Here is a 23,289-nt window from a genome sequence, read left to right on the forward strand (position 1 = left end):
CTCTACAAGCACCGTCATTGCGAGGAGCTCTTGCGACGAAGCAATCCAGACTGTCTCCGAGGAGGCAGTCTGGATTGCTTCGCTACGCTCGCAATGACGAGGTGAGGTCCGTGTTCTAAACGCTACTGCCGCTTGCGCTCGTTCGCCGCCGGCTTCGGCGGCTCGGGCTGCGGAGCGGCTGCTGGCGCGCTGTTGCTGGCACCGAACAGCACGCGGGTCGGGTTGCGGTCGAAATTGTTCACGGCGCGGCTGATGTCGCCGAGGGTGCGGCGGCCGTCCGAGATCAGCAATCCGGAGCGCTTGTCGAAATCATCAGCGAGTTCGCGGATCGACTTCACCGCCTGGAACAGCTCGCCGCCATCCTTGCCGCCGGCGAGCGTGTTGAGGCCGAGCATGAGGCTGTCGGCCTTGAGCATCACGCCGTCGACCTTGGCCATCACGCCGTCGATCTTCTCGGAGTTGCGCGCCAGCGAGTTGGTGAAGGTCTCGAGGTTCTTGAGCGAGTTCTTCACCGATTCCTGATTGTCCGCGACGATCTTGTTGATGTTCTGGAGCGTGCCGCGGATCGCCTCGGTGACGTCCTGGAGCTTGTTGGGATCGGCGGTCAGCGACGGGATGCCGTCCTCGTCGAGCGGCGGCGGGGGCGCGGCCTCCTCGCCTCCCTTGAGCGAGATTGCGGCGACGCCGGTCAGGCCCTGGAATTCGAGGCCGACCAGGGTGTCCTTGCGGAGCGGGGTGTTGTTCTCGACCATGGCGAGTGCGACAACCCGTCGCGGGTTGTCGAGCTTCACCGAGACCACTTCACCCACCCGGATACCGTTGAAATTGACGCTGCCGCCGTTGCGCAGGCCTGCCGCCGGGCCTTCGAACACCACGCGCAGCGGGCTGCGCTGCTTGGTGGTGTGCAGCGACTGAAACCACAGCACGAAGCCGATCGCCGCGGCAATTACTGCCAGCGTGAACGACCCGATCAGTACGTAATTCGCCCGCGTTTCCATCAGGTGCTCCGGCTACCACTCAGCCCATGACCGCGCGGGCGCGCTTGCCATGGAAATATTGCCTCAGCCAGGGATGTTGCGAGGCCTGCATGTCGGCGATCGACCCTGCCGCAATGATCTTACCGTTCCCTAAAACGGCGATGCGGTCGCAAGCGGTGTAAAGGCTGTCGAGGTCGTGCGTTACCATGAAAACGGTCAGGCCCAAAGTGCGCTGGAGCGTCCTGACCAGCTCGTCGAAGTCGCCGGCGCCGATCGGGTCGAGGCCGGAGGTCGGCTCGTCGAGGAAAACGAGGTCCGGATCGAGCGAAAGCGCGCGTGCGAGCGCGACGCGCTTGATCATGCCGCCCGAGAGCTCCGACGGGAAGCGCTCGGCGACCTCGGGCTTCAGACCAACCATGGTGAGCTTGGCCATGGTGATCTCGTCCATCAGCCGCTGCGAGACGCGCAAATATTCACGCATCGGAAACTGGATGTTCTGCCGCACGGTGAGCGAGGAGAACAGCGCGCCCTGCTGGAACAGCACGCCCCAGCGCCGCTCGACGTTGCGGCGCTGCGACGTGTTGGAGGAATCGAGATCGACGCCGAACACCTCGATGGAGCCTGCGACCTTCGGCACGAGGCCGATGATGGTGCGCGTCAGCACCGACTTGCCCGCACCCGATGGGCCGACGAAGCCGAGGATCTCGCCGCGCTTGACGTCGAGGTTGAGGCCGTCGAGCACGCGCGTGCTGCCGAACTGCACGGTGATGTCGCGGACGCGGATGATGGGATTTTGGATTTCGCCAGCCATCGTCACATTCCGATCGAGGCGAAGAAGATGGCGAACACGCCGTCCATGACGATGACGAAGAAGATGCCCTTCACCACCGACGCAGTGGTGTGCTGTCCGAGCGATTCCGCGCTGCCCTGCACCGCAAGGCCCTCGACGCAGGCGACGATGCCGATCACGGCGGCCATGACGGGCGCCTTGACGATGCCGACGATGAAATGGTCGATCGAGATGGCATCGCGCAGGCGGAGCAGGAAGGCTTCGGGATCGACGCCGCCATAGAGCCAGGCGACGAGCCCGCCGCCATAGAGCGCGGCCATGGCGCCGAGGAAGGCCAGGATCGGCAACGCCAGCACCAGGGCCAGCATGCGCGGCAGCACCAGCACCTCGATCGGGTCGAAGCCCATGGTGCGCAGCGCGTCGATCTCCTCGCGCATCTTCATCGAGCCGAGCTCGGCGGTGTAGGCGCTGCCCGAGCGGCCCGCGACCATGATGGCGACCAGGAGCACGCCGATCTCGCGCAGCACCAGCACGCCCAGCATGTCGACGACGAAGATGTCGGCGCCGAACCTGCGGAAATGGAAGATGCCTTGTTGCGCGATTATGCAGCCGATCAGGAAGGTGATCAGCACGATGATCGGCACCGCGCGCCAGCAGACCTGCTCCATGTGGTGCACGGTCGAGGTCAGGCGGAACGAGCGGGGATGGATCAGCACGCGGCCGCCCGCCGCGAGCACCGCGCCGAGCATGTCGATCAGGCCCGCAACCGTGCCGGCGACACCGGCCACGGCGCGGCCGATCTGCTCCAGCATGCCGGTGATGGTGATCGTGCCGGCATCGACCACCGGCGTCGCCCTGACCCGCCGGACCTCGTCGACGAGGCTCGAATAATTGGCGGAGAGGCCCGCGATCTGCGCCTCGACCGCGCCGTGGGTCAGGCTGCGGCGCAGCCGCTCGATCAGCCAGGCGCCGAACGTGTCGAGCTTGGCGACCTCGGAGACGTCGATGAAGATGTTTTGCGAACCGCCAGCCAGCTTCTCGGCATCCGCCACCATCCGCTCCAGGACCGGCGCGAAGCTCGCGGTCCAGGTTCCGGTGGCGCAGAGTGCCAGCGCGTTGCCCTTCGCAATCCGTTCCAGCTTCGGATCGCTAGTCAAGATGTCCGCTCCCGTGCCGGGGCGGAGGAAATCAGATAGTTGCGCACGCGCCCTTACCCGGAGAAGGTATCCCCAACTGGTTAACGTTAGTTGCTAGAGGTAACTAGCAGGTTCAGATTTCGCCAGAGTTCAAAATGACTTCCAGCAAAGTTCCGGCTCTTCGGGCGCGAATCGAGCGCTTTCCCATCGCCGGCAGTTTCACCATCAGCCGGGGCGCCAAGACCGAGGCCGTGACCGTTGTGGCCGAAGTGAGCCAGAACGGCCTGACCGGCCGGGGCGAATGCGTGCCCTATCCCCGCTATGGCGAGACCCCCGAGGCAACCCTGGCCGCCATTGAGGCCATGCAGGCGGCCGTGGCGGGCGGTATCACCCGCCAGGCGCTGCAGGCCGCCATGCCGCCGGGCGCGGCCCGCAACGCGCTGGATTGCGCCCTGATCGACCTCGAGGCCAAGGCGGCGGGCCTGCGGGCCTGGAACCTGCTCGACCGCCCGGTCCCGGGCGAGCGCACCACCGCCTACACGATCTCGCTGGGCACCCCTGAGGCCATGGCCGCGGCGACCGCAAAAGCGGCGCACCGGCCGCTGCTCAAGATCAAGCTCGGCGGCGACGGCGATCCGGAGCGGATCGCGGCGGTGCGCAAGGCGGCCCCCGAATCCGAGCTGATCGTGGATGCCAACGAGTCCTGGACCGAGGCCAATCTGGAGCACAATCTCGCCGCCTGCGACGCCGTCGGCGTCACCCTGGTCGAGCAGCCGCTGCCGGCCGGCAAGGACGACGCGCTGGCGCGGATCAAGCGGCCGCTCATGGTCTGCGCCGACGAGAGCGTGCATGACCGCAGCTCGCTCGCTCCCTTGCGCGAGCGCTACGATGCCGTGAACATCAAGCTCGACAAGACCGGCGGCCTCACCGAGGCGCTCGCGATGGCAGATGCGGCGCAGGCGCTCGGCTTCGAGATCATGATCGGCTGCATGGTCGCGACCTCGCTGTCGATGGCCCCCGCGATGCTGGTGACGCCGCAGGCGCGCTTCGTCGATCTCGACGGCCCGCTGCTGCTGGCGCGCGACCGCGATCACCGCCTGCGCTATGACGACAGCCTGGTCTATCCGCCCGATTCCTCGCTGTGGGGATGAGCCTTGAGCCGATGCCGCGCCGACCAGATCAGGACCGCGCCGGCCGCGGCCATCGCGGCCATGACGTAATACAGGCCCTCGCCGATGCGGGCGTAGATCGCACCTGACGCGATCGAGGTCGCAGCTCCCAGCAGCCCGTTGCAGGCGGCGTAGTAGCCCTGCCCCCGCGCGATCTGATGCGACGGCACGCGCTGCACCAGGAGGTTCATGGTGCCGACCATGGTCATGCCGAAGGAGAGGCCGTGGCCGAGCTGCACGATCGCGAGCCACGCCAGCGACGGCTCGCTCGCGGTGACGATCCAGCGCACCACGGCGCTCAGGCCGCCGATCGCCATCAGCGTAGATGGATGCAGCGAGAAGCGCGGCGACAGCGCGAACACGACGATCTCGGCGATCACACCCAGCGTCCACAGCGCCGCGATCGTCAGGCCGGCGAGACCATGGAGCTGCCAGGTGATGGCCGAGAACGTGTAGAAGGCGATGTGGCTGCTCTGGATCAGAGCCGCCGAGGCGATCACGGCCCAGAAGGCGGCATCGTGCAGCAGCGTCTTGCCGGCATGCGTCTCCGTCGTCCTCCGCCTCACATCGTCGAGCGGCTGAAGCTGCAGGCCGGCTGCGACCGCAATGACGGCCCACGCCACGATGACCCAGATCAGGTCGCGCGCCGCGATGTGGTCTACGAGATAACCGCAGGCGAGCGAGCCGGCGGCGAACGCCGCCGAGCCCCACAGCCGCAACGGTCCGTAATCGAGTCCGTAACGGGCGACACCGCGCAGCGCATAGGCATCGGTCAGCGGCATCGTCGGCGTCCACATCGTGCAGGTCAGCGCGTAGATCAGGAACAGCGCCAGCGGCCGCTGCTGCAGGCCGAGGGCCGCAAATCCGATTGCGGTGGCCAGCACCGACACCATGATGCCGGCGCGAATGGCATGTCGCTTTTCGGCGAAGGCCGCGACCTGCGGCAGCGTGGTGAAGCGCGTGATCGCCGGCAGCGCGTTGATGAGGCCGATCCAGGCCGCGTCGATACCGATCGCCTTCAGCCAAACCGGGAAGAAGGGCATATGCGTGCCCAGGACCGCGAAGAAGGCCGAGTAGAACAGGGCCAGGCTCACGGCGAATCGCCGGTTCACGGCGGCTTGCGTGGGGATTTGTGATTCGCCTGCCATCAAACCAATTGCGATTCGGTCGATATCGTGGTGATCGTTACAGTAACGCGCACTGATTTGCGCGACGAGATTGTCATGGCCAACGAAGCATTCGCCCTTTCGCCCATGTCTGCCCGCGCGGCCGAGCCGAACGAGCAGGATTACGACGCGATCCGCGAAGCCTTCATGGAGACCGCGCGCGGCCGCTGGTTCCTCGGCGAATATGCCAAGCGCAACCGCAATGCCGACACGAGCATGGTGCTCGACGCGGTCGCCAAGATCGAAGAAACCCTTGCGGCACAGCGGCAACCGGTCGTCGAGGACCGCCTGCCCGAGGCGCTGGTCGAGATCCGCCGCGCCGTCCGCGAGGCCGAGACGATCGCGATCGCGGCGTTCGACCCCGCGGCGATCGAGGCGAGCCTTGCCCCGATCCCGCGCGGCGTGCGCATCATCAAGGAGATCTCCTGGCGCTGGCGCGAGATCGGCGCCGACGGGCGGATCTGCGACCTCATTGATTCGCAGCTCGCCTCGATCGAGGCCGCCTGCGGACAGATTTCGACCATCGACCCCCGCACCGAGCTCAAGGCCGCATTCGATCTGCTGAAGGATCGGGTCGAGGAGCTCGATGCCGACGGCGACGCAACGCCGCAGGCGTCGGCAGTGCCTCCTTCGCCAGCTCCGGTGCGGGAAGCACCGCCGGTCGCAGAGGCCGCGCCCGCCGCGATGGCGAGCGAAGCCCCCGTGGCTTTTACGGAGACGCCGCGGGACATCGCAGCGTCTGCCGGGCCCGAAGCCACCGCGCAGACGGCCGGCACCGCCGAAGCGTTCGCAATGGCCGAGCAGGCAATGGACGCTGCCATCGCGCCGGAGATCGCAGCCGAAAGCCCGATCGCTCTTGAAGATGCCGCGCCTGAAGATGCAGCTTTCGAAGAGCCGGCCGCGTTCGCGGAAGTCACCGACGAGTTCTCGCTCGATGCCGCCGCGGAAGCCGAGGACGAGGCCGTGCTCGAGGCCATCGCGCTGGAGATGGCTGCGCCCGATCCTGATTTCGACGAGATCATCGAGCCGGTCGAGATGGCAGCAGCCATTCCCGAGCCGGGGGCTGCGGAGGTCGCAGCGCCCGTCGCCGCCGAGCTTCCGGAGCCGGCCGCGCCGGAACCCGCCGCCGCGCCCATTGTGAAGGAGCACGCAGAGGAAGCGCCGATCGCGATGGAATCGCTGGCGCGCCTCACCAATGCCATCGCGGAAGCCGCCGCCGAAGTGATGGAGCAGCCGGCCCCGGCTATGGCGGCCACGGCATCCTTCGCGGCAGCGCCGACCGCACCGCTGCCGATGCCCTCACCCTTGTCGGCGTCCTTGCCCGAGTCCTCGCTCGGCGCCACCATCCTCGCCAGCGGCATCCTGCAAAAACCCCGCGCGCCCGCCAACGACCCGCTCGCGCCGATCCGCCGCATGACCCAGGCCGAGAAGATCGCGTTCTTCTCGTAAGGGGGCGACCGTACTCGCGCGTGTCCCGGACTAGCGAAGCGCAGATCCGGGACCCAGGAGCCACAGCCTCCTTTGCAACATGGGCCCCGGCTCGGCAGCGCACCGTCGAAGAGACGCTGCGCTGCGTCCGGGGCACGAGCGCGGAGTGAGACCAACACTCTCTCCACATCGTCATTGCGAGCGCAGCGAAGCAATCCAGAGTCTTTCCGCGGCGACAGTCAGGATTGCTTCGCTACGTTTGCAACAACGGAGATCTGGGCTCCGTCATCCCCGCGCAACGGCGAAGCCGTTGTCGCTGGAGGTGCGAGGCATGGGACGCAACGCGTCCCATGGGGAGCCTCGAAGGATGCACGGCCGAGATGCAGCCGGGCCGTCGCCCTTCGAGGCTCGCCGAAGAGGCGAGCACCTCAGGGTGACGGTGATTGATGCGAGCGCTGCTTAATCCCGATCACCCGCAATTCCACACCGCGCCGATCGGCGTGCGCGTCCAGCACGGACCGAAGCTGCCGCCATTGTAGCGACTGCCGCCAAAGCCGGGCTGGCCGAAATAGTGCCACTCGCCATCCCAGCGATAATACTGGGGAACCGGATCGATGTACCAATGGCGCCGGTCGTTGCGCGCAAGGCGCCGCATTGCGTCCTTCTGTTTGTAGAGCGGAATGCTGTTGCTCAGCGGTTGACGGTAGCCCGGCAGGAAGCCGTAGCCATGCCAGACCGGCTTGGGGCGTTTTTGAATTGACGCAGCGGGCGCGACAGCGGGCAGCAGCGACAGGATGACAGCAATAGATAGACACAGAAGGCGCGACATGAATCGACCATAGACAGGCGGTTGCGAGATGACCATTCAAATCCGAGTGCGGAACTGTCTGCAGCCACGCGCAGGATAGCGCAAACGGGAATCGCGTCACGCCTTACGCCAAGAGCGGCGATCCATTGATCGAACGCAAGGCGGCCTCTAGCTGATCACGCCCTTGCGGATCAGGAAGCATCCATAGCCCCTGCTATCGCCGACCTGCACGACGCCGAAGCTCGCCGCCGCCGCGCGATAGAAATCCGGACGCGTGAGTTTGCCGGGAGCGACAGTGCGGTCGGCGGCGCGCTCGATCTCCGCAAGCACCGCACGCTGCACGTCGGGCACGCGATCGGGATCGTCCACGGGCATCATCACGCGCACCGGATCGGGATCGAAATCGTCGAGCGGGTAGACCGACATGATGGCGCGGGCGGCCGTCTCCATGCGCATGCCGGGCAACCGGATCAGGCGCTGCGAGGATGTCGTTTTGGCGATACGCGTTGCCGGATGATTGGCGTCGACGAAAACGAGGTCGTCGCCATGGCCCATCGAGGCCAGGAGCCAGAGCAGATCGGGCGTCAGGATCGGATCGATCGATTTCAGCATGTGACGGCATTTCCCCTGAAGGCTTGTCTCTTCTGTCGCCGGCGAAACCGACGATTCACCATAGCAGGTTCCAAGCGTGATTCAGATCACGCAGCCCCCCATGGTGATAGGGATCACGGACCCCTGGCTCGAACGCGGCCAAGCTTCATCGCAACCAATCTCGCATCGAGATCAGTGCCAGAGGAGCACGCCATGTTCCGCCTAAAGCCTTTCCTGATGACTGCGGGCCTCATCGGAAGCCTGTTCGGCTTCGCCTGCGGGCCTGTTTCCGCGCAAGTGGCCCCGGTCGAGCCGGCTCCTGCCGTGCTGCAAGGCCCGGAGCAGCGGGTGGCGCTGGTGATCGGCAATTCGAACTACAAGAACGCGCCACAGCTCGTGAACCCCGACAACGACGCGGAGTCGATGGCGAAGTTCCTGAATTCGGCCGGCTTCGAGGTGGTCGCCGCGACCGACCTGACCCAGAACGACATGCTCCGCGTGGTGCAGGACTTTTCCGCCAAGGTGTCCTCGCGTGGCCCCAACACCGTGGCGATGGTCTATTACGCCGGTCACGGCGTGCAGCTCGCCGGTGAGAATTATCTCGTTCCCGTCGACGCCAAGGTCTCGAGCCCGACCGAGCTCGTCAACAATTCGGTGCGTCTGGTCGACGTGATGTCGACGCTGGAGACGATCCCGAGCCGCATGCGCATCGTCATCCTCGATGCCTGCCGCAACAACCCGTTCCCGAGCATCAACGACGCCGGCCGCGGCCTTGCCATCGTCGATGCGCCGAACGGCTCGATCGTCGGTTATTCGACCGCGCCGGGCGCCGAGGCGCTCGACGGCACCGGCGGCCACAGCCCCTACACCCAGGCCTTCCTCAACGTCGCGCGCGAGCCCAACGTGCCCATCGAGCAGCTGTTCAAGCGCGTGCGTCTGCAAGTGAACCAGACCACCAGCGGCGCGCAGATCCCGTGGGAGAGCTCGTCGCTGACATCAGACTTCACCTTCTTCGGCGACACCGCCGTCGCCGCCAACCGCGCGCCGGTGAATGCGCCCGTCGTGCAGATGGCCTCCAACCTGCCGAGCCGCTCGACGCGCCAGGCCTATGACTACGTCGTGTCAGAGGGACGGCCGGAGTACTATCAGGAGTTCATCCAGATGTATCCGCACGATCCGCTGTGCGACCACATCCGCTGGCTGCTCAACAACCTGCTGATCTCGCAGGCCTGGCACAAGGCGGTGCTCGCGAACTCGCCGCTCGGCTACCAGACCTTCTACGACAGCTATGGCAACAGCCCCTACGCCGTGTCCGCGCTGAAGCTCGCAGCGCAGCCGAAGCTGATCCCGCTGATGCAGGCGACGAAGTTCCTGGCCCCGCAGAACATTGCCCCGACCTTCAAGATCAGCAATCTGGGCCAGCCCAAATACATGCCGTTGCAGCAGGGCAATGGTGGTGGTCAGATGAATGGAAATCTGCCGGTCGTGCAGAAGCCTGTCGACGGCAACGTCATCGGCAAGCTCGGCAATGGCGGCCAGATCGTCAACCTGCCGGCGGGCAACAACCAGCCGAACCAGAACGGCACGCCGTCGCCGACCCCGGGCAAGATCGTCACCCTGCCCGCACCGACCAACACCACGACCAACAATGGCGGCATCGGCAAGATCGTGACGCTGCCCGCGACCAACAACACCACGCAGAATGGCGGCAGCAACAATGCCGGCACTGCCAATGGCAAGACCAATGGCACGCCTGGCAAGATCGTGAGCATGCCGGTGAATGTCGGCAAGGGCGGCACGACTGTCGAGACCAAGCCGGTCATTCAGACGCAGACCAACCCGATCCGCGTCAACAACGGCAACACCGGCATCGTGAAGCTCAACAATAACCCGGTGAACAAGGTGCAAGTCCAGAACAACCAGCAGAACAACCGCCCGCAGTTCAATGCGACCAACCGGATGGTCAACAACGGCGGCAACAACTTCCGGCAGTCGATGAACCAGGCGCCCGCCATGGGCAGCGGCAACAATCAGCGCGGCTTCATGCACTGAGTGCGCGAGAAGCGCAGACGACAAAGGGGCGGAGCAGTGATGCTCCGCCCCTTCTTCGCGTCAGCTCTCAAACGTCGTCATTCCGGGATGCGCCGCAAGGCGCAGGCCCGGAATCCATACTTATTATCGTGGTTATAGATTCCGGGTTCACGCTTCGCGTGCCCCGGAATGACGACTAAGCCACCAGCTCGGCAAACAGATCCGCGTCGACATTGCCGCCGGAGAGCACGATGACGACGTTCTTGCCGGCGACGTCGAGACGTCCCGCGAGCAGCGCGGCAAGGCCGACGGCACCGCCGGGCTCGACCACCAGCTTCAGCTCGCGATAGGCGAACGCCACCGCCGCGCCGACTTCCTTGTCGGATGCCGTGACGCCGCGCGCGAGCAGCTTGCTGTTGATCGCAAAGGTCATCTCGCCGGGGATCAGCGCCATCAGCGCATCGCAGATGGTGCGGCCCGCGGGCGCGTGCGGCTCGCGATGGCCCGCGGTCAGCGAAAGGTTGTGATCGTCGAATGCTTCGGGCTCGGCCACCACGATCTGCGCCAGCGGGTATCGCGCCTTGATCGCGGTCGCGACGCCGGCGATCAGGCCGCCGCCGGAGGCCGGTGCCACCACGATGTCGGGGCTGAGGCCCAGCGTTGCCATGTCTTCCGCGATCTCGCGGCCGGCGGTGCCCTGCCCCGCGATCACGAAGGGATCGTCATACGGCCTGACCAGCGTCGCGCCGCGCTTCTCGGCGATGCCGCGCGAGATCGCCTCGCGGTCGTCGCGGTCGCGGTCGTACAGCACGACCTCGGCGCCATAGGATTTGGTGCGCTCGCGCTTCGACAGCGGCGCGTCCGCAGGCATCACGATGGTCGCCTGCATGTCGAGGATCTTGGCCGCCGCCGCCACGCCCTGGGCGTGGTTGCCGGAGGAGAATGCCACGACGCCGCCGGCGCGCTGGTCCTGCGGGATCGAGGCGACCTTGTTGAAGGCGCCACGGAACTTGAAGGAGCCGGTGCGCTGGAGCATCTCCGGCTTCAGGAACACTTTGGCGCCGACGCGCTCATTGAGCACGGGAAAGGACAACAGCGGGGTACGGATGGCGAAGGGCGCGATCACCCGCGCTGCGGCATCGATATCGGCGGGGCCGATCGGAAGGGGCTGTTCGGTCATGGCTGACCTTATCGCGGCGGATGAGGCCCGGGCAAGACACCTCCGCGCGAGGGTTTCGAAAGCGTTTTAGAGCGAAGTGGATACCGGTTCGCGTGAGGAAAACGCGTCAAAACAAGAATCTAGAGCCCGGTCCGATCCATCGGAACGGAAATGGCTCTAGCCCCTTCAGGCGACGAAGCGCGGCTGTTCCCCGCCGTTCCCGCCGGGCAGCACCGCGCCGACCGCCCTGATGCTGTCGATAAAGGCCCTCGCCGAGGCTTCCCAGGTGTAGTTGGCGGCGAATTCGACGCAGGCCTGCCGGGAAATGTCGAGCGCGGCGAAGCAGGCATTGTGCAGATCGTGATCGAGGGCGCCGACCGGCGCATCGCCGATCACGTCGCGGGGGCCCTTCACCGGGAAGGCCGCGACCGGCAGGCCGCTTGCGAGCGCTTCCAGCAGCACCAGGCCGAAGGTATCGGTCTTGCTGGGAAACACGAACACGTCGGCGGCCGCATAGATGTCCGCCAGCGCCTCGCCGTGCTTCTCGCCGAGGAAGATCGCGTCGGGATAGGCCTCTTCGAGCGAAGCCCGCGCCGGGCCATCGCCGACGACCACCTTGGTGCCCGGCAGCTTGAGGTCGAGGAACGCCTCGAGATTCTTTTCCACCGCGACGCGGCCGACCGAGAGGAACACCGGGGCCGGCAGGCAGAGATCGATCGCGCGGGGATGGAATAAGTGCGTGTCGACGCCGCGCGGCCACAGCACGACATTGTCAAAGCCGCGCTCGGTCAGCTCGCGGGCGAGCGCCGGGGTCGCCGCCATCACGGCACGGCTCGGCGCATGGAAGCGGCGCAGCGCCCGCCAGATCAGGGATTCCGGAACCGGCACCCTGGCGCGGACATATTCGGGGAAGCGGGTGTGGAAGCTGGTCGTGAACGGCAGCTTGCGCTGTCGGCAATAGCGGCGGACCATCAGGCCGATCGGCCCTTCGGTCGCGATATGGATGCTGTCGGGCCGAGCTTCCGCGATCAGCTTCGCGATTCGCGCCGGGCGGGGCATCGCTAGCCGCACGTCGCGATAGCTCGGCATCGCGAAGGTGCGGAACGATTGCGGCGTCAGGAACGTGAACTCGACGCCGAGACCTTCAACGTTAAGCCCTTTGGCGGCGTCAGCAAGCTTGGTCAGCGTCCGAACCACACCGTTGACTTGCGGGTGCCAGGCGTCGGTCGCGACCAGGATGCGCATCAAGCGGCCCTTGCTGCGACCTGCGGGACGGTTGCCGGCTTCTGCGCCTGATCCGCCCAGGTGATGATCTCGAAATGGCCGTCGTCGTGCTCGACCAGCGCAGTGCAGCTCTCCACCCAGTCGCCGCAATTCATGTAGCGGATGCCGGCCTCGTCGCGGATCACGGCATAGTGGATGTGGCCGCAGATCACGCCGTCGGCGTCGTGACGGCGCGCTTCGGCGGCGAGCGCCTGCTCGAACGCGCCGATATAGTTCACGGCGTTCTTGACCTTCTGCTTGGCCCATTGCGACAGCGACCAATAAGGCACCTTGAACATGCGCCGGAAGAAGTTGACGAAGCGATTCATCTGGATCGCGAAGTCGTAGGCCTTGTCGCCGAGATGGGCGAGCCAGCGCGCGTTCTGCACCACGAGGTCGAAGATGTCGCCGTGGATGACGAGATAGCGCTTGCCGTCCACGCCGGTGTGGACGGTGTTCTCGACCACGTCGATGCCGCCGAAATGCGTGCCGTAATAATTGCGCAGGAACTCGTCGTGATTGCCGGGGATGTAGATCACCTTGGCGCCCTTGCGCGCCTTGCGCAAAAGCTTCTGGACGAGGTCGTTATGCGATTGCGGCCAGTGCCAGCTCGATTTCAGCGCCCAGCCGTCGACGATGTCGCCGACGAGGTAGATCGTCTCGGCGTCATGGTAGCGCAGGAAGTCGAGCAGAAGGTCGGCTTGTGAACCGCGGGCTCCGAGATGAACGTCGGAGATAAACAAGGTGCGAAAGCGCCTTTCAGGGCTCTCGTCACTCATATCGTAGCTTCCCATGCGACAGCCTGTAACAATATCCCGTGACAGGGGGATGACCGATTGAACCTTTGAGGCACCTCAGATACGAATCAAACCTCGCCTCGCCCTCCCCGCGAATATCAGTCGCATGCGACAATCAGGCGACATGAAGCGGCCATGGCTGTCCGCAAAAGCCCGGCCCCGTCGCCTTATTGGTTAACGGCAGGGGCCGGCGCGCAGCTCGAGGCCGGCGTCAGTAGAACTTGTGGAAATGATGGATCGGCCCGTGGCCGTGGCCGACGCTGAAGCGGTCGGCAGCCGCAATCGCGGCGCTGATCCAGGCCTTGGCGTTGCGCACCGCCTGTTCGAGAGTCTCGCCCCTGGCAAGACCCGCCGCCACGGCCGAGGACAGCGAACAGCCGGTGCCATGGGTGTTTCGGGTGGCAACGCGGGGCGCGGCGAGCGCGATCGCGCTTTCGGACGTGACGAGATAGTCGATGCTCTCGGCACCCTCGCCGTGCCCGCCCTTGATCAGGACGGCACGGCAGCCGAGCGCCAGCAGGCGGCGCCCCTGGCTTTCGATCCCGGCCTCGCTGGCCGCGACCTGCTCGCCGAGCAGAGCCGCCGCCTCCGGCAGGTTCGGCGTGATCACCGAGGCCAGCGGCATTAGTCGTGTGCGCAGGGCTTCCACGGCTTCGGACGCCAGCAAGCGATCGCCTGACGTTGCGACCATCACGGGATCGAGCACCACATGGCGCGGCTTCCAGCGCGCCAGCGCGGCCGCGATCGCATCGATGCTGGCGGCTTGGGCCACCATGCCGATCTTCACCGCGCCGACGTCGAGATCGGAGAACACCGCATCGATCTGCGCAGTGACGAAATCAGCCGGCACCGCGTGAATGCCGGTGACACCGCGCGTGTTCTGCGCCGTCAGCGCCGTGATCGCGGAGGCGCAGTAGACGCCGAGCGCCGCGAAGGTCTTCAGATCCGCCTGGATGCCGGCGCCGCCGCTCGAGTCGGAGCCGGCAATGGTGAGCGCCACGGGCGTCGTCATCGCCGGATACAGTCGTTTGAGAGGAATACCGCCATGGCCTGTCCTAGCGCGACCATGGAACGCCAGCAAGCGGGGCCGGCCGCGGCAGCGGTGATTTGCGGCACGGCCGATCCGGGCCCAGGCGAGTCAGGCGGAGCCGATCCTGCCAGCATTGTCGCCCCGAATCAGGCACATGCTGCAATATACGGCCCGACACGGCCTCGGCCCTTGGCCTCCACCATCGATGAGTGAGACCTTGGGCGGCAGAGCCGTCCAACGGCACCAATGCTGCGGGCCGACCCGACCTGCAAGCCTCTCGGGGTGGAACCATGTGGGCCTTCTTCGAACGTCTCCTCGACTCCTCGATGTTCTCGCCACACGGGATCTGCCTGCTCTGGGAGCCCGAACTGATCTGGCTGCACGTCGTCTCGGACGCCTGCATCGCCGCAGCCTATTTCTCGATCCCGTTTGCGCTCGCGATCCTCGTCACCAAGCGGCGCGACCTCAAATTCGGGTGGGTCTACTGGGCGTTCGCGGTCTTCATCATGGCGTGCGGCCTGACGCATCTGCTGTCGATCTACACGCTCTGGGTCCCGGTCTACGGCATCGAGGGCATGGTCAAGGCGGCGACGGCCATTGCGTCGGTCGTCACGGCCGGTGCGCTCTGGCCGCTGCTGCCGAAGATCCTGACGATCCCCTCGGCGTTCGAGTTCCGGCAGGTCCAGGCCGCGCTCGAGGAGGAGGAGACCAAGAGCCGGGATGCAGCCCAGCTGCTCGGACAGGTCCGTGAAGCCCAGCGCGCGCTGCGCGAGAGCATGACGCGCCTCACCGCCGTGGTCGAGACCGCGGTCGACGGCGTCATCCTGTTCGACGCGCAAGCCCACATTCTGCTGTTCAATCCCGCCTGCGAACGGTTGTTCGGCTATCGCGCCGACGAGGTCATGAACCGCGACATCGGCATGCTGATGTCCAGCGAGGCGAGGCCCTCATCCACGGGGCATGCGCGGCGCTTCGCAACCGGGGAAGCCGGCGGCCTGCGCAAGGACGGATCGACCTTTCCGATGAATCTGTCGGTGGGCCAGGCGTGGCAGGACGGCGAGCTGATCTACGTCGGAATCGTCCACGACCTGACCACGCGCAAGCTGACCGAGCAGCAGCTTCAGCAGGCTCAGAAGATGGAAACGGTCGGCCAGCTCTCCGGCGGCATCGCCCACGACTTCAACAATCTGCTCACCGTCATCATCGGCAACGCGGAATTTCTCAGCGACCAGCTCAAGGCCCGTCCCGACCTCAGGCGTTTTGCCGACGATATCTGCCTGTCGGGCGAGCGGGGCGCGGAGCTGACGCAGCGGCTGCTCGCGTTCAGCCGCCGCCAATTGCTGCAACCGCGCGCGATCGAGTGCCGCGACCTCCTCGAGTCCATGCACAAGCTGCTCAAGCGGACCTTGCGCGAAAACATCGAGATCAGGACGGCGTTCGGTCCCGGCTCCATCATGGCCTTCGCCGACCGCGCCCAGCTCGAATCCGCAGTCCTCAATCTCGCGCTCAACGCGCAGGACGCCATGCCGGCGGGCGGGCATCTCACCCTGAGCACCGAGCTGGCCGCGATCGACGACGACTATCGCGCGCTTCACCCGGAAGTGGCCTCCGGCAGCTACGCCCTGATCTCCGTCACCGATGACGGCGAAGGCATGACGCCTGACGTCATCGAGCATGCTTTCGAGCCGTTCTTCACCACCAAGGAAGTCGGCAAGGGCTCGGGCCTCGGCCTCAGCATGGTCTATGGCTTCGCCAAGCAATCCGACGGCCATGTCGCGATCTATAGCGAACAGGGCCTGGGAACGACGGTCCGGCTCTACCTGCCGCGCGCCGGCGCCGGACAATCGGTGGCCGACGTGCAGGAGAGCGAGGAGGCGGCGCCGCGAGGCTACGAGACGATCCTGATCGCGGAGGACGATCCGTTCGTGCGCTCCTCGGCCATCCGCAGGGTGGAATCGCTTGGATATCGCGTGATTGCCGCCGTCAACGGCAAGGAGGCCCTGCAGCGACTGCGCACCGATCCCAGCATCGACATGCTGTTCACCGATATCGTGATGCCCGGAGGCATGAGCGGCTGGGAGCTCGCCGATCAGGCCCGGCTCATTCGCCCCGCTCTCCCGGTCCTGTTCACCTCGGGCTACGCGCTGGAGACCCTGGTCGAGCAGGGCCGAGCGCGCACGCAATCGATCCTTCTGACCAAGCCCTATCGCAAGATCGAGCTTGCGCAGCGGCTCCGGGATGCATTCGCCGCGGCGGCCCTGATCTCATAGGGCAGGACCGGCACCCGCGCGAGGCGATCTCTCCCGGGCGCCCAGCAAGTTCGCTTGCCAAGCCCGGCCGGTTTTGGCCTATTAGCCGCCAGATATGCCTTCGGAGTGACTGCAATGGTTCCTTTTTTCGTCCAGATCAAATGCAAGCTCGGCCAGTCCTACACGGTCGCCAATGCGCTTGCCGAAGCCGAGATCGCCTCCGAGATCTACTCCACCGCCGGCCAATACGATCTGCTGGTGAAGTTCTACCTCGACAAGGACACCGACATCGGCCACTTCGTCAACGAAAAGGTGCAGGTGCTGCCCGGCATCCAGGACACGCTCACCATCATCACCTTCAAGGCGTTCGGCACGGGCTAGCTGCCCGGAATTGATGCGAGCGAAGGATGTTGGCGCGATCCCTGCGTGCCAATCGGCAAAGGCCCGGCCTTATGCGCCGCCCTCCTTGCGCTTCGGGCGCGGCGGACCGTCCACCGGCGGCAACGACTTGACGTAATCCGCCATCGCCGCGATGTCCTCGTCCGACAATTGCGAGGTGTTCTTGATCACACGCGTCATCGCGCCGCCGACGCTGTCGCCCTCGGGCAATTCGCCCGTCTTCAGGAGGTTGGCGATATCCTTCGCGCTCCATTCGCCGATGCCCTTTTGCGTGATGTTCGGAACCCACCCCTCGCCTTCCGGATTGGGCCCGCCGGCAAAGCGCTGTGCGGTGATGATGCCGCCGAGCAGATTGCGCGGGCTATGACACTCCGCGCAATGGCCGAAGCCGTTGACGAGATAGGCGCCGCGATTCCATTGCGGTGACTTCGCGCCGTCGGCGACGAACGGCTTGCCGTCCATGAACAGCGATTTCCAGATGCCGACATTGCGGCGGATGTTGAAGGGGAACGGCAGGTCGTGGTCGCGCACCTTGCCGGACACCGGCGGCAGCGTCTTCAGGTAGGCGAAGAGATCGCGAACGTCCTCGACCTTCGCCAGACGGTAGGACGTGTAGGGAAATGCCGGGAAGTAGTGCTTGCCCTCGGGCGACACGCCGCGCATCACGGCGCTGACGAAATCGGCCTCGCTCCAGCGCCCGATGCCATCAGCGGGATCGGGGGAAATGTTGGGCGCATAGAACGTGCCGAATGGCGAGCCGAGCGCCAGGCCCCCGCCCAGCCGCAATCGGTCTGGCTGGTTGGGCACGGCATGGCAGGATGAGCAGCCGCCGACGTTGAAGATCTCCTGCCCGTTGGCAAGATCCGGCGCGCGGGATGGCAACGGAACGGCCGATGCAGCCGGCGCGGTCAGCCACCAATAGACGCCGAAGCCTGCAACGGCGGCCATCAGCATGACAAGAATTGTTCGTCGCAGCATCGAGGTATTCCATGGTGACCGGGCGAACTTACGGATTCGGCGGCGGCCGCTCCAGCCACGAATAATTTAGATGGTTTGATCTCGTTCCGGGAATAAACTCGGACGCGCACTGTTTGCAGGTTAATAGCAATCAGGCGTCAACAGGGAGAGACCCATGAACAAAGCACTTTTTGCCACGCTGGCACTCGGAGCTGCCGTCGCGTTCGCCGCCCCGGCCAGCGCGGAGAAACTGAAGGCGACGCTGGATGGCAAGTCCGAAGTGCCCGCCACCACCAGCAGCGCCACTGGAACGGCCGACCTGGACTATGACGCCGCGAGCAAGAAGCTCTCCTGGAAGGTGACCTATTCGGGCCTCTCCGGCCCCGCCACCGCCGCTCATTTCCACGGGCCCGCCGAGGCCGGCAAGAACGCCGGCGTCGCGGTCGCGATCCCGAATGCGGCGTCGAGCCCGGTCGAGGGCTCCGCAACCCTGACCGATGCGCAGGCCGCCGACCTGCTGGCCGGCAAGCTCTACGTCAACATTCATACCGCGGCCAATCCGGGCGGCGAGATCCGCGGTCAGGTGACGAAGTAAGCTTCAACGGCGGCTTCGTCGGCGAAGGCCGGGTGCTGGGGGGCGCCCGGCCTTTTCGATTCGAGAGAAGCATTTGAAATCAACAGCCGGGAGCCTAAGCCGCACTCAGCGCCTGCGCGAGATCCGCGATCAAATCCGACGGATTCTCGATGCCGATCGACAGCCGGATCGTGGAATCGAGAACGCCGATTTTCTGGCGGATGTCGGCAGGAACGCCGGAATGGGTCATCGTCGCAGGCAGGCTGGCAAGCGACTCGGTGCCGCCGAGGCTCACCGCGAGCTTGAGGATTTGCAGCGCGTTGAGGAATTTGACCGCGGCTTCCTTGCCGCCGACGATGTCGAACGAGAACGTGGAGCCCGCCCCCAGACACTGCCTTGCGAACACGCGTCCGGCCGGCGAGGCCCCTTCATGGTGACCGAGATAGTGGACCTTCGCCACCTTGTCGTGATCGCGCAGGTAGTCCGCCACGAGCCGCGCATTCGCATCGGCTTTTTCCATTCGCAGGCTCAGCGTCTCGAGCGAGCGGTTGATCATCCAGCAGGAATGCGGATCGAGCTGGGTACCGATGGCGCCGCGCAGCGCCTTGATGCCCTTCATGATCGCCTTCGAGCCGAGCGCGGCGCCCGCAATCAGGTCGGAATGACCGCCGACATACTTCGTCAGCGAGTACAGCGAGAGGTCGGCGCCGTGCTCGATCGGCCGCTGAAACACCGGCCCGAGCAGCGTGTTGTCGCAGGCGATGATCGGCGTGTGCCCCTGGGCCTTTCCGATCGCGTCGGCGATGCGGCGAATCATCGCGACGTCGACCAGGCCGTTGGTCGGGTTGGCCGGGGTCTCGATCAGGATCATCGAAACCCGGCCCTTGCGCATCGCCTCCTCCGAGGCCTGCTGGACCGCCGTCTCGTCGATCCCGTCGGCAAAGCCGACGGCGCCGATCGACAGACGCGCAAGCGTGTTCGTGAGCAGGGTTTCCGTCCCGCCATAGAGCGGCTGCGAATGCAGGATGACGTCGCCGGGGCGGACGAAGGCGAGGATCGTGGTTGCGATGGCCGCCATGCCGGAGGAGAACAGCGCGCAGCTCTCGGTGCGCTCATAGACCGCGAGCCTGTCCTCGACGATTTCGCTGTTGGGGTGGTTGAAGCGCGAATAGACCAGGCCCGCGCCCATGCCTTCCGGCGGCTCGCGCCGGCCGGCGACGAAATCGAAGAAGTCCTGCCCGTCCTCGGCCGTCCTGAACACGAATGTCGAGGTCAGGAACACCGGCGGCTTGATGGCGCCTTCCGACAGTTGCGGATCATAGCCATAGGTCAGCATCAGCGTTTCGGGATGCAGCATATGGTTGCCGATGTGGGTCTTCGACGGGAACGGTTTTACCATGGCCTGTCTCGCTGTTCTGGTTGGATCCTCGTCGCGCGTTGGAACTCCCTGGTGAGGCGTAGGGGGAGCAATGCGTCGTCATCCAATGGCACGCATCAACGTCGCGTCGGCTGGGTTTGAAGATAACCGCTCCGACAACGATCCGTCAGGCCTTGCGAATAGAATTTGCTGCGTCTCTCACGGCTGTCATTCCCCGCGAAAGCGGGGAATCCAGTATTCCAGAGACGTCAAACGGTCCTGCCCCGCCACGGCGTACCGGATCGCCCGCTTTCACGGGTGATGACACGAAATAGCAGGAGTTGAGCGTGAAAGATCGGGCCGTTACTTCAACTTCAGGCGATACGTCTCGTGGCAGTCGGAGCAACGATCGTTGATCGCGGTATAGGCGGCCTTGAGGCTCGCGACGTCGGTGATCTTGCCCTTGACCTCCGCGATCGCCTTCTGCACCGGCGGGATCTTGGAGTTGAAATCGGCCTTGTTCTTCCAAACCTTCGGCGACGCTCCATAGGTCGCGTTCACCACGTCCTGCTTTGGATTGACTTCGAAGGTCTTGGCGATTTTGGCGACGTCGGTCTCAAGATTGGCGATCGCCTCGTCGACGGCCTTCTGGTCGTAGGGGATGTCACCCTTGGTCATCTTCAGGATGACCGTATAGAGGCTCTTGGCCTGCGAGCGCATCAGATTGTCCTGTTGAACCGCGACCTCCTGCTGCGCCATCACGGCGCCCGCGCCCAATAGCAGGGTCGTCGCGACAATCATCGTCCGTTTCATTGTTGGTTTCTCCGACTCGCAGATCCCTTGGGATTGGACCCTCCACCCGCTTCACGGGAGTCGCGGTCCATCCATGGATAGAACCCCGCGCGGGGCATTTATTCCCGCGCGTGAGGATTGTGGCTTACAGGCTGTGACGGCGACGGTGCTCGCTGATCGCGATCCACACCCGCTCCGGGGTTGCCGGCATGTCGATGTGGTCGATCTTGTACTCGCGCCAGAGCCCGTCGACGATGGCGTTGACGACGGCCGGACAGGAACCGATCGCGCCGGCCTCGCCCGCCCCCTTCACGCCCATTGGATTGGTCTTGCAGGGGACGTTGGCGGTCTCGAACACGAAGTCCGGACCGTCCGCCGCCCGCGGCAGCGCGTAGTCCATGAAGGTCGCGGTGATCAGCTGGCCGTCGCCCGCGCCATAGACCACCTGCTCCATCAAGGCCTGGCCGATGCCCTGCATGGCGCCGCCATGCACCTGCCCCGCCAGCAGCAGCGGGTTGAGCGTCTTGCCGAAATCGTCGACGATCACGTAGTTGACGATCTTGATGATGCCGGTCGCCGGATCGATCTCGACTTCCGCCACATGGGTGCCGTTGGGATAGGTGCCGTCGGCGCTGGCGAAGGTCGCGCTGCCGTTCAGCTTCGACGGATCGGCGCCGGGGCGCTTGGCGAGGTCGGCGAAGGAGATCGAGCGGTCGGTGCCGGCGATCCGGATCACGCCGTCGGTGATCTCGAGGTCGCCCGCGCTCGCTTCCAGCGCCTGCGCTGCGAACTCCTTCAGCTTCTTGCCCAGATCGCCCGCAGCGCGCTCCACGCAGACGCCGCCCGTGGGTATCGAGGCCGAACCGCCGGTGCCGAGACCCGTGGCGATCTCGTCGGTATCGCCTTGATGGACGTGGACGCGCTCCGGCGCCACGCCGAACTGCTCGGCGACGATCTGCGCATAGGCGGTCTGGTGCCCCTGCCCGCTCGACTGCGTGCCGATCAGGACGGTGACGTCGCCATTGGGATCGAGGCGGACGTTGGCCGTCTCCTCACCCATCACGCCGCAAATCTCGACATAGCTCGCAAGGCCAATGCCGCGGATCAGGCCGCTCTTCTTGGCCGCCTTGGCGCGCTTGGGAAATTCCTTCCACTCGGCGATCTCCAGCGCGCGCTTCAGATGCGCGGCGAAGTCGCCGGAATCATAGACCTTGCCCGTCGCGGTCTTGTACGGCAGCGCCTTCGGCTGAATGAAATTCTTGCGGCGGATCGCGTCCGGCGTCATTTCGAGCTTTCGCGCGCAGGCGTCAACCAGGCGCTCGATGACATAGGCCGCCTCGGGCCGGCCCGCACCACGATAGGCATCGACCGGCACGCTGTGGGTGAAGATGGTACGCACCCGGCAGTGGAAGGCCTGGATGTCGTAGAGGCCCGGCAGCATGCCGGCGCCGCCATGCGGGATGTAGGGCCCGAAGGTCGACAGATAGGCGCCCATGTCGCCCATCAGGTCGCAATCCATCGCGAGGAACTTGCCGTCTTCAGTCAGCGCCATCTTCGCGGTGGTGACGTTGTCGCGGCCCTGCGCGTCGCCCATGAAATGCTCGGAGCGGTCGGCCGCCCATTTCACCGCCTTCTTCAGCTGCCGCGCCGCAACCGCCATCAGGGCGTATTCGCGGTACGGAAACAGTTTCGTGCCGAAGCCGCCACCGACGTCGGGGCAAATCACCCGCATCTTCTCGGTCGGGATGTTCAGCACGTTCTGGCAGAGGATGTCGCGCAGGCGATGGCTGCCCTGGCTGCCGACCGTCAGCGTCAGATGGTCGCGCTTGGCGTCGTATTCGCAGACCGCCGCGCGCGTCTCCATGAAGCTTGCGACCACGCGCGGATTGACGATGGCGATTTCGGCGACCGCATGCGCCTTGGCAAAGGCGGCTTCGGTCGCGGCCTTGTCGCCGATCGAGACGTCGAACAGCACGTTGCCGGGCTTGTCCGGCCAGACCTGCGGCGCGCCCTTCTTCACGGCATTGACGACGCCGGTCACGGATGGCAGCGGGCTCCATTTGACCTCGATCGCCTCGATCGCGTCGCGGGCCTGGTCGATGGTCTCGGCGACCACGAAGGCGATGGAATCGCCGACATGGCGCACTTCGTCCTTCGCGAGGATCGGGTAAGGCGGGCCGGTGAAGGGATCGGTCTCGAGATTGAACAGGCACGGCAGATTGCCGAGATCCTTGACGTCGTCGGCGGTCAGGATCAGCGCGACGCCGGGCAAGCCGCGGGCACGGCTCGCATCGATGGTGTATTTGGCATGCGCATGCGGCGAGCGCAGCATCAAGCAGCGGAGCGCAGCCTGCGGCGCGTAATCGTCGGTATAGCGGCCCTTGCCGCGGATGAGCGCGTCATCCTCCTTGCGCAGCACGCTTTGGCCGACGCCGAACTTGATGGGAGCTGCCATTTTTTCTCGTCCCGTCCTATGGTTGTTTTGCCGGCATATTGCCGTGGAAAAAGTGGCAAGGCAAACGGCTTTAGCTGGCCGTTCTCTATAGAGGCCGATGATTCGAAGCCACCCTCGACGGTTCTGGCGCAACCAGGCAGCCTGACCGTGCCAGACCGGCG

At 65.4% G+C, this 23,289-nt stretch carries 20 protein-coding genes; 6 read left to right on the top strand and 14 right to left on the bottom strand.

All coding sequences use genetic code 11. The features are described 5' to 3' along the window. Positions 1–122: 122 nt before the first annotated feature. From E4K65_RS13865 to E4K65_RS13875, 3 genes are read right to left on the bottom strand one after another with little or no spacing between them, the layout of a single operon-like run. A complete protein-coding gene (locus E4K65_RS13865; RefSeq protein ID WP_135174633.1) occupies positions 123–998 on the bottom strand; it encodes an MlaD family protein in 876 nt (291 codons plus the stop codon). A gap of 19 nt (positions 999–1,017) precedes the next feature. Continuing rightward, positions 1,018–1,788, bottom strand: coding sequence for an ABC transporter ATP-binding protein (locus E4K65_RS13870; RefSeq protein ID WP_027545159.1), 771 nt, complete (start codon positions 1,786–1,788; stop codon positions 1,018–1,020). 2 nt (positions 1,789–1,790) lie between these two features. Beyond that, entirely contained in the window at positions 1,791–2,924 is a 1,134-nt protein-coding gene (locus E4K65_RS13875) for an MlaE family ABC transporter permease (RefSeq protein WP_135174634.1), read from the bottom strand. A gap of 134 nt (positions 2,925–3,058) precedes the next feature. Between E4K65_RS13875 and dgcA the strand changes: the two genes are divergently transcribed. Continuing rightward, positions 3,059–4,054, top strand: a complete 996-nt coding sequence (gene dgcA, locus E4K65_RS13880) for an N-acetyl-D-Glu racemase DgcA (protein WP_135174635.1) — start codon at positions 3,059–3,061, stop codon at positions 4,052–4,054. On the opposite strand, the gene E4K65_RS13885 is transcribed toward dgcA, so the two are convergent. Continuing rightward, complete coding sequence (locus tag E4K65_RS13885) at positions 4,024–5,220, bottom strand: MFS transporter (protein ID WP_135174636.1); 1,197 nt, start codon at positions 5,218–5,220, stop codon at positions 4,024–4,026. The genes dgcA and E4K65_RS13885 overlap by 31 nt on opposite strands. A gap of 75 nt (positions 5,221–5,295) precedes the next feature. Between E4K65_RS13885 and E4K65_RS13890 the strand changes: the two genes are divergently transcribed. Next, positions 5,296–6,687, top strand: coding sequence for a hypothetical protein (locus tag E4K65_RS13890; protein ID WP_167770792.1), 1,392 nt, complete (start codon positions 5,296–5,298; stop codon positions 6,685–6,687). A 448-nt stretch (positions 6,688–7,135) separates the two neighbouring features. Here the strand turns inward: E4K65_RS13890 and E4K65_RS13900 are convergent, their stop codons facing one another. Next, positions 7,136–7,495, bottom strand: a complete 360-nt coding sequence (locus tag E4K65_RS13900; RefSeq protein ID WP_167770793.1) for a hypothetical protein — start codon at positions 7,493–7,495, stop codon at positions 7,136–7,138. A 147-nt stretch (positions 7,496–7,642) separates the two neighbouring features. Continuing rightward, entirely contained in the window at positions 7,643–8,086 is a 444-nt protein-coding gene (locus E4K65_RS13905; protein ID WP_135174640.1) for an RbsD/FucU family protein, read from the bottom strand. A gap of 192 nt (positions 8,087–8,278) precedes the next feature. Here E4K65_RS13905 and E4K65_RS13910 point away from each other — a divergent pair, with 192 nt between their 5' ends. Then, entirely contained in the window at positions 8,279–10,117 is a 1,839-nt protein-coding gene (locus E4K65_RS13910; protein ID WP_167770794.1) for a caspase family protein, read from the top strand. 175 nt (positions 10,118–10,292) lie between these two features. On the opposite strand, the gene E4K65_RS13915 is transcribed toward E4K65_RS13910, so the two are convergent. The 4 genes from E4K65_RS13915 to thiD form a co-directional block, all read right to left on the bottom strand. Further along, positions 10,293–11,276 (bottom strand): threonine/serine dehydratase family protein, encoded by a 984-nt coding sequence (locus tag E4K65_RS13915; RefSeq protein WP_135174642.1) that lies wholly within the window; start codon positions 11,274–11,276, stop codon positions 10,293–10,295. A gap of 165 nt (positions 11,277–11,441) precedes the next feature. Further along, on the bottom strand, positions 11,442–12,500 hold the full coding sequence (locus tag E4K65_RS13920; protein ID WP_135174643.1) for a glycosyltransferase family 4 protein: 1,059 nt from the start codon (positions 12,498–12,500) through the stop codon (positions 11,442–11,444). After that, entirely contained in the window at positions 12,500–13,312 is an 813-nt protein-coding gene (locus tag E4K65_RS13925) for a UDP-2,3-diacylglucosamine diphosphatase (protein ID WP_135174644.1), read from the bottom strand. The genes E4K65_RS13920 and E4K65_RS13925 overlap by 1 nt, the downstream gene beginning before the upstream one ends. A 214-nt stretch (positions 13,313–13,526) precedes the next feature. Next, entirely contained in the window at positions 13,527–14,327 is an 801-nt protein-coding gene (thiD, locus tag E4K65_RS13930) for a bifunctional hydroxymethylpyrimidine kinase/phosphomethylpyrimidine kinase (protein ID WP_135174645.1), read from the bottom strand. 308 nt (positions 14,328–14,635) lie between these two features. Here thiD and E4K65_RS13935 point away from each other — a divergent pair, with 308 nt between their 5' ends. Together E4K65_RS13935 and E4K65_RS13940 are read left to right on the top strand one after the other, a co-directional pair. After that, positions 14,636–16,615: a PAS domain S-box protein gene (locus E4K65_RS13935; protein WP_135174646.1), complete on the top strand. Its 1,980-nt coding sequence runs from the start codon at positions 14,636–14,638 to the stop codon at positions 16,613–16,615. 114 nt (positions 16,616–16,729) lie between these two features. Continuing rightward, positions 16,730–16,975 (top strand): Lrp/AsnC ligand binding domain-containing protein, encoded by a 246-nt coding sequence (locus tag E4K65_RS13940; RefSeq protein WP_027545146.1) that lies wholly within the window; start codon positions 16,730–16,732, stop codon positions 16,973–16,975. Positions 16,976–17,044: 69 nt separating this feature from the next. Here the strand turns inward: E4K65_RS13940 and E4K65_RS13945 are convergent, their stop codons facing one another. Next, complete coding sequence (locus E4K65_RS13945) at positions 17,045–17,971, bottom strand: c-type cytochrome (RefSeq protein WP_135174647.1); 927 nt, start codon at positions 17,969–17,971, stop codon at positions 17,045–17,047. Positions 17,972–18,125: 154 nt separating this feature from the next. Here E4K65_RS13945 and E4K65_RS13950 point away from each other — a divergent pair, with 154 nt between their 5' ends. Continuing rightward, complete coding sequence (locus tag E4K65_RS13950; RefSeq protein WP_135174648.1) at positions 18,126–18,545, top strand: CHRD domain-containing protein; 420 nt, start codon at positions 18,126–18,128, stop codon at positions 18,543–18,545. 94 nt (positions 18,546–18,639) lie between these two features. On the opposite strand, the gene E4K65_RS13955 is transcribed toward E4K65_RS13950, so the two are convergent. The 3 genes from E4K65_RS13955 to E4K65_RS13965 all read right to left on the bottom strand — a co-directional run bounded on the left by E4K65_RS13955 (position 18,640) and on the right by E4K65_RS13965 (position 23,128). Further along, positions 18,640–19,923, bottom strand: a complete 1,284-nt coding sequence (locus E4K65_RS13955; RefSeq protein ID WP_135174649.1) for a cystathionine gamma-synthase family protein — start codon at positions 19,921–19,923, stop codon at positions 18,640–18,642. A 321-nt stretch (positions 19,924–20,244) separates the two neighbouring features. Beyond that, a complete protein-coding gene (locus E4K65_RS13960) occupies positions 20,245–20,694 on the bottom strand; it encodes a cytochrome c (RefSeq protein ID WP_135174650.1) in 450 nt (149 codons plus the stop codon). Positions 20,695–20,818: 124 nt separating this feature from the next. Next, the gene (locus E4K65_RS13965) at positions 20,819–23,128 is read right to left on the bottom strand and encodes a xanthine dehydrogenase family protein molybdopterin-binding subunit (RefSeq protein ID WP_135174651.1); all 2,310 of its coding nucleotides are present in this window, start codon (positions 23,126–23,128) and stop codon (positions 20,819–20,821) included. Positions 23,129–23,289: the final 161 nt, after the last annotated feature.

The sequence above is a fragment of the Bradyrhizobium niftali genome (genome assembly GCF_004571025.1).
In the GTDB taxonomy this organism is placed as follows: Bacteria; Pseudomonadota; Alphaproteobacteria; order Rhizobiales; family Xanthobacteraceae; genus Bradyrhizobium; species Bradyrhizobium niftali.

Bases quoted from the DNA above. Each gene is read 5' to 3' on its own strand.
- E4K65_RS13960 (WP_135174650.1), bottom strand. From the start codon at position 20,694: ATGAAACGGACGATGATTGTCGCGACGACCCTGCTATTGGGCGCGGGC.
- E4K65_RS13890 (WP_167770792.1), top strand. From the start codon at position 5,296: ATGGCCAACGAAGCATTCGCCCTTTCGCCCATGTCTGCCCGCGCGGCC.
- E4K65_RS13920 (WP_135174643.1), bottom strand. From the start codon at position 12,500: ATGCGCATCCTGGTCGCGACCGACGCCTGGCACCCGCAAGTCAACGGT.
- E4K65_RS13910 (WP_167770794.1), top strand. From the start codon at position 8,279: ATGTTCCGCCTAAAGCCTTTCCTGATGACTGCGGGCCTCATCGGAAGC.
- E4K65_RS13885 (WP_135174636.1), bottom strand. From the start codon at position 5,220: ATGGCAGGCGAATCACAAATCCCCACGCAAGCCGCCGTGAACCGGCGA.
- E4K65_RS13955 (WP_135174649.1), bottom strand. From the start codon at position 19,923: ATGGTAAAACCGTTCCCGTCGAAGACCCACATCGGCAACCATATGCTG.
- E4K65_RS13915 (WP_135174642.1), bottom strand. From the start codon at position 11,276: ATGACCGAACAGCCCCTTCCGATCGGCCCCGCCGATATCGATGCCGCA.
- E4K65_RS13945 (WP_135174647.1), bottom strand. From the start codon at position 17,971: ATGCTGCGACGAACAATTCTTGTCATGCTGATGGCCGCCGTTGCAGGC.
- dgcA (WP_135174635.1), top strand. From the start codon at position 3,059: ATGACTTCCAGCAAAGTTCCGGCTCTTCGGGCGCGAATCGAGCGCTTT.
- E4K65_RS13900 (WP_167770793.1), bottom strand. From the start codon at position 7,495: ATGTCGCGCCTTCTGTGTCTATCTATTGCTGTCATCCTGTCGCTGCTG.
- E4K65_RS13905 (WP_135174640.1), bottom strand. From the start codon at position 8,086: ATGCTGAAATCGATCGATCCGATCCTGACGCCCGATCTGCTCTGGCTC.
- E4K65_RS13950 (WP_135174648.1), top strand. From the start codon at position 18,126: ATGAACAAAGCACTTTTTGCCACGCTGGCACTCGGAGCTGCCGTCGCG.
- E4K65_RS13865 (WP_135174633.1), bottom strand. From the start codon at position 998: ATGGAAACGCGGGCGAATTACGTACTGATCGGGTCGTTCACGCTGGCA.
- E4K65_RS13925 (WP_135174644.1), bottom strand. From the start codon at position 13,312: ATGGGAAGCTACGATATGAGTGACGAGAGCCCTGAAAGGCGCTTTCGC.
- E4K65_RS13870 (WP_027545159.1), bottom strand. From the start codon at position 1,788: ATGGCTGGCGAAATCCAAAATCCCATCATCCGCGTCCGCGACATCACC.
- thiD (WP_135174645.1), bottom strand. From the start codon at position 14,327: ATGACGACGCCCGTGGCGCTCACCATTGCCGGCTCCGACTCGAGCGGC.
- E4K65_RS13965 (WP_135174651.1), bottom strand. From the start codon at position 23,128: ATGGCAGCTCCCATCAAGTTCGGCGTCGGCCAAAGCGTGCTGCGCAAG.
- E4K65_RS13935 (WP_135174646.1), top strand. From the start codon at position 14,636: ATGTGGGCCTTCTTCGAACGTCTCCTCGACTCCTCGATGTTCTCGCCA.
- E4K65_RS13940 (WP_027545146.1), top strand. From the start codon at position 16,730: ATGGTTCCTTTTTTCGTCCAGATCAAATGCAAGCTCGGCCAGTCCTAC.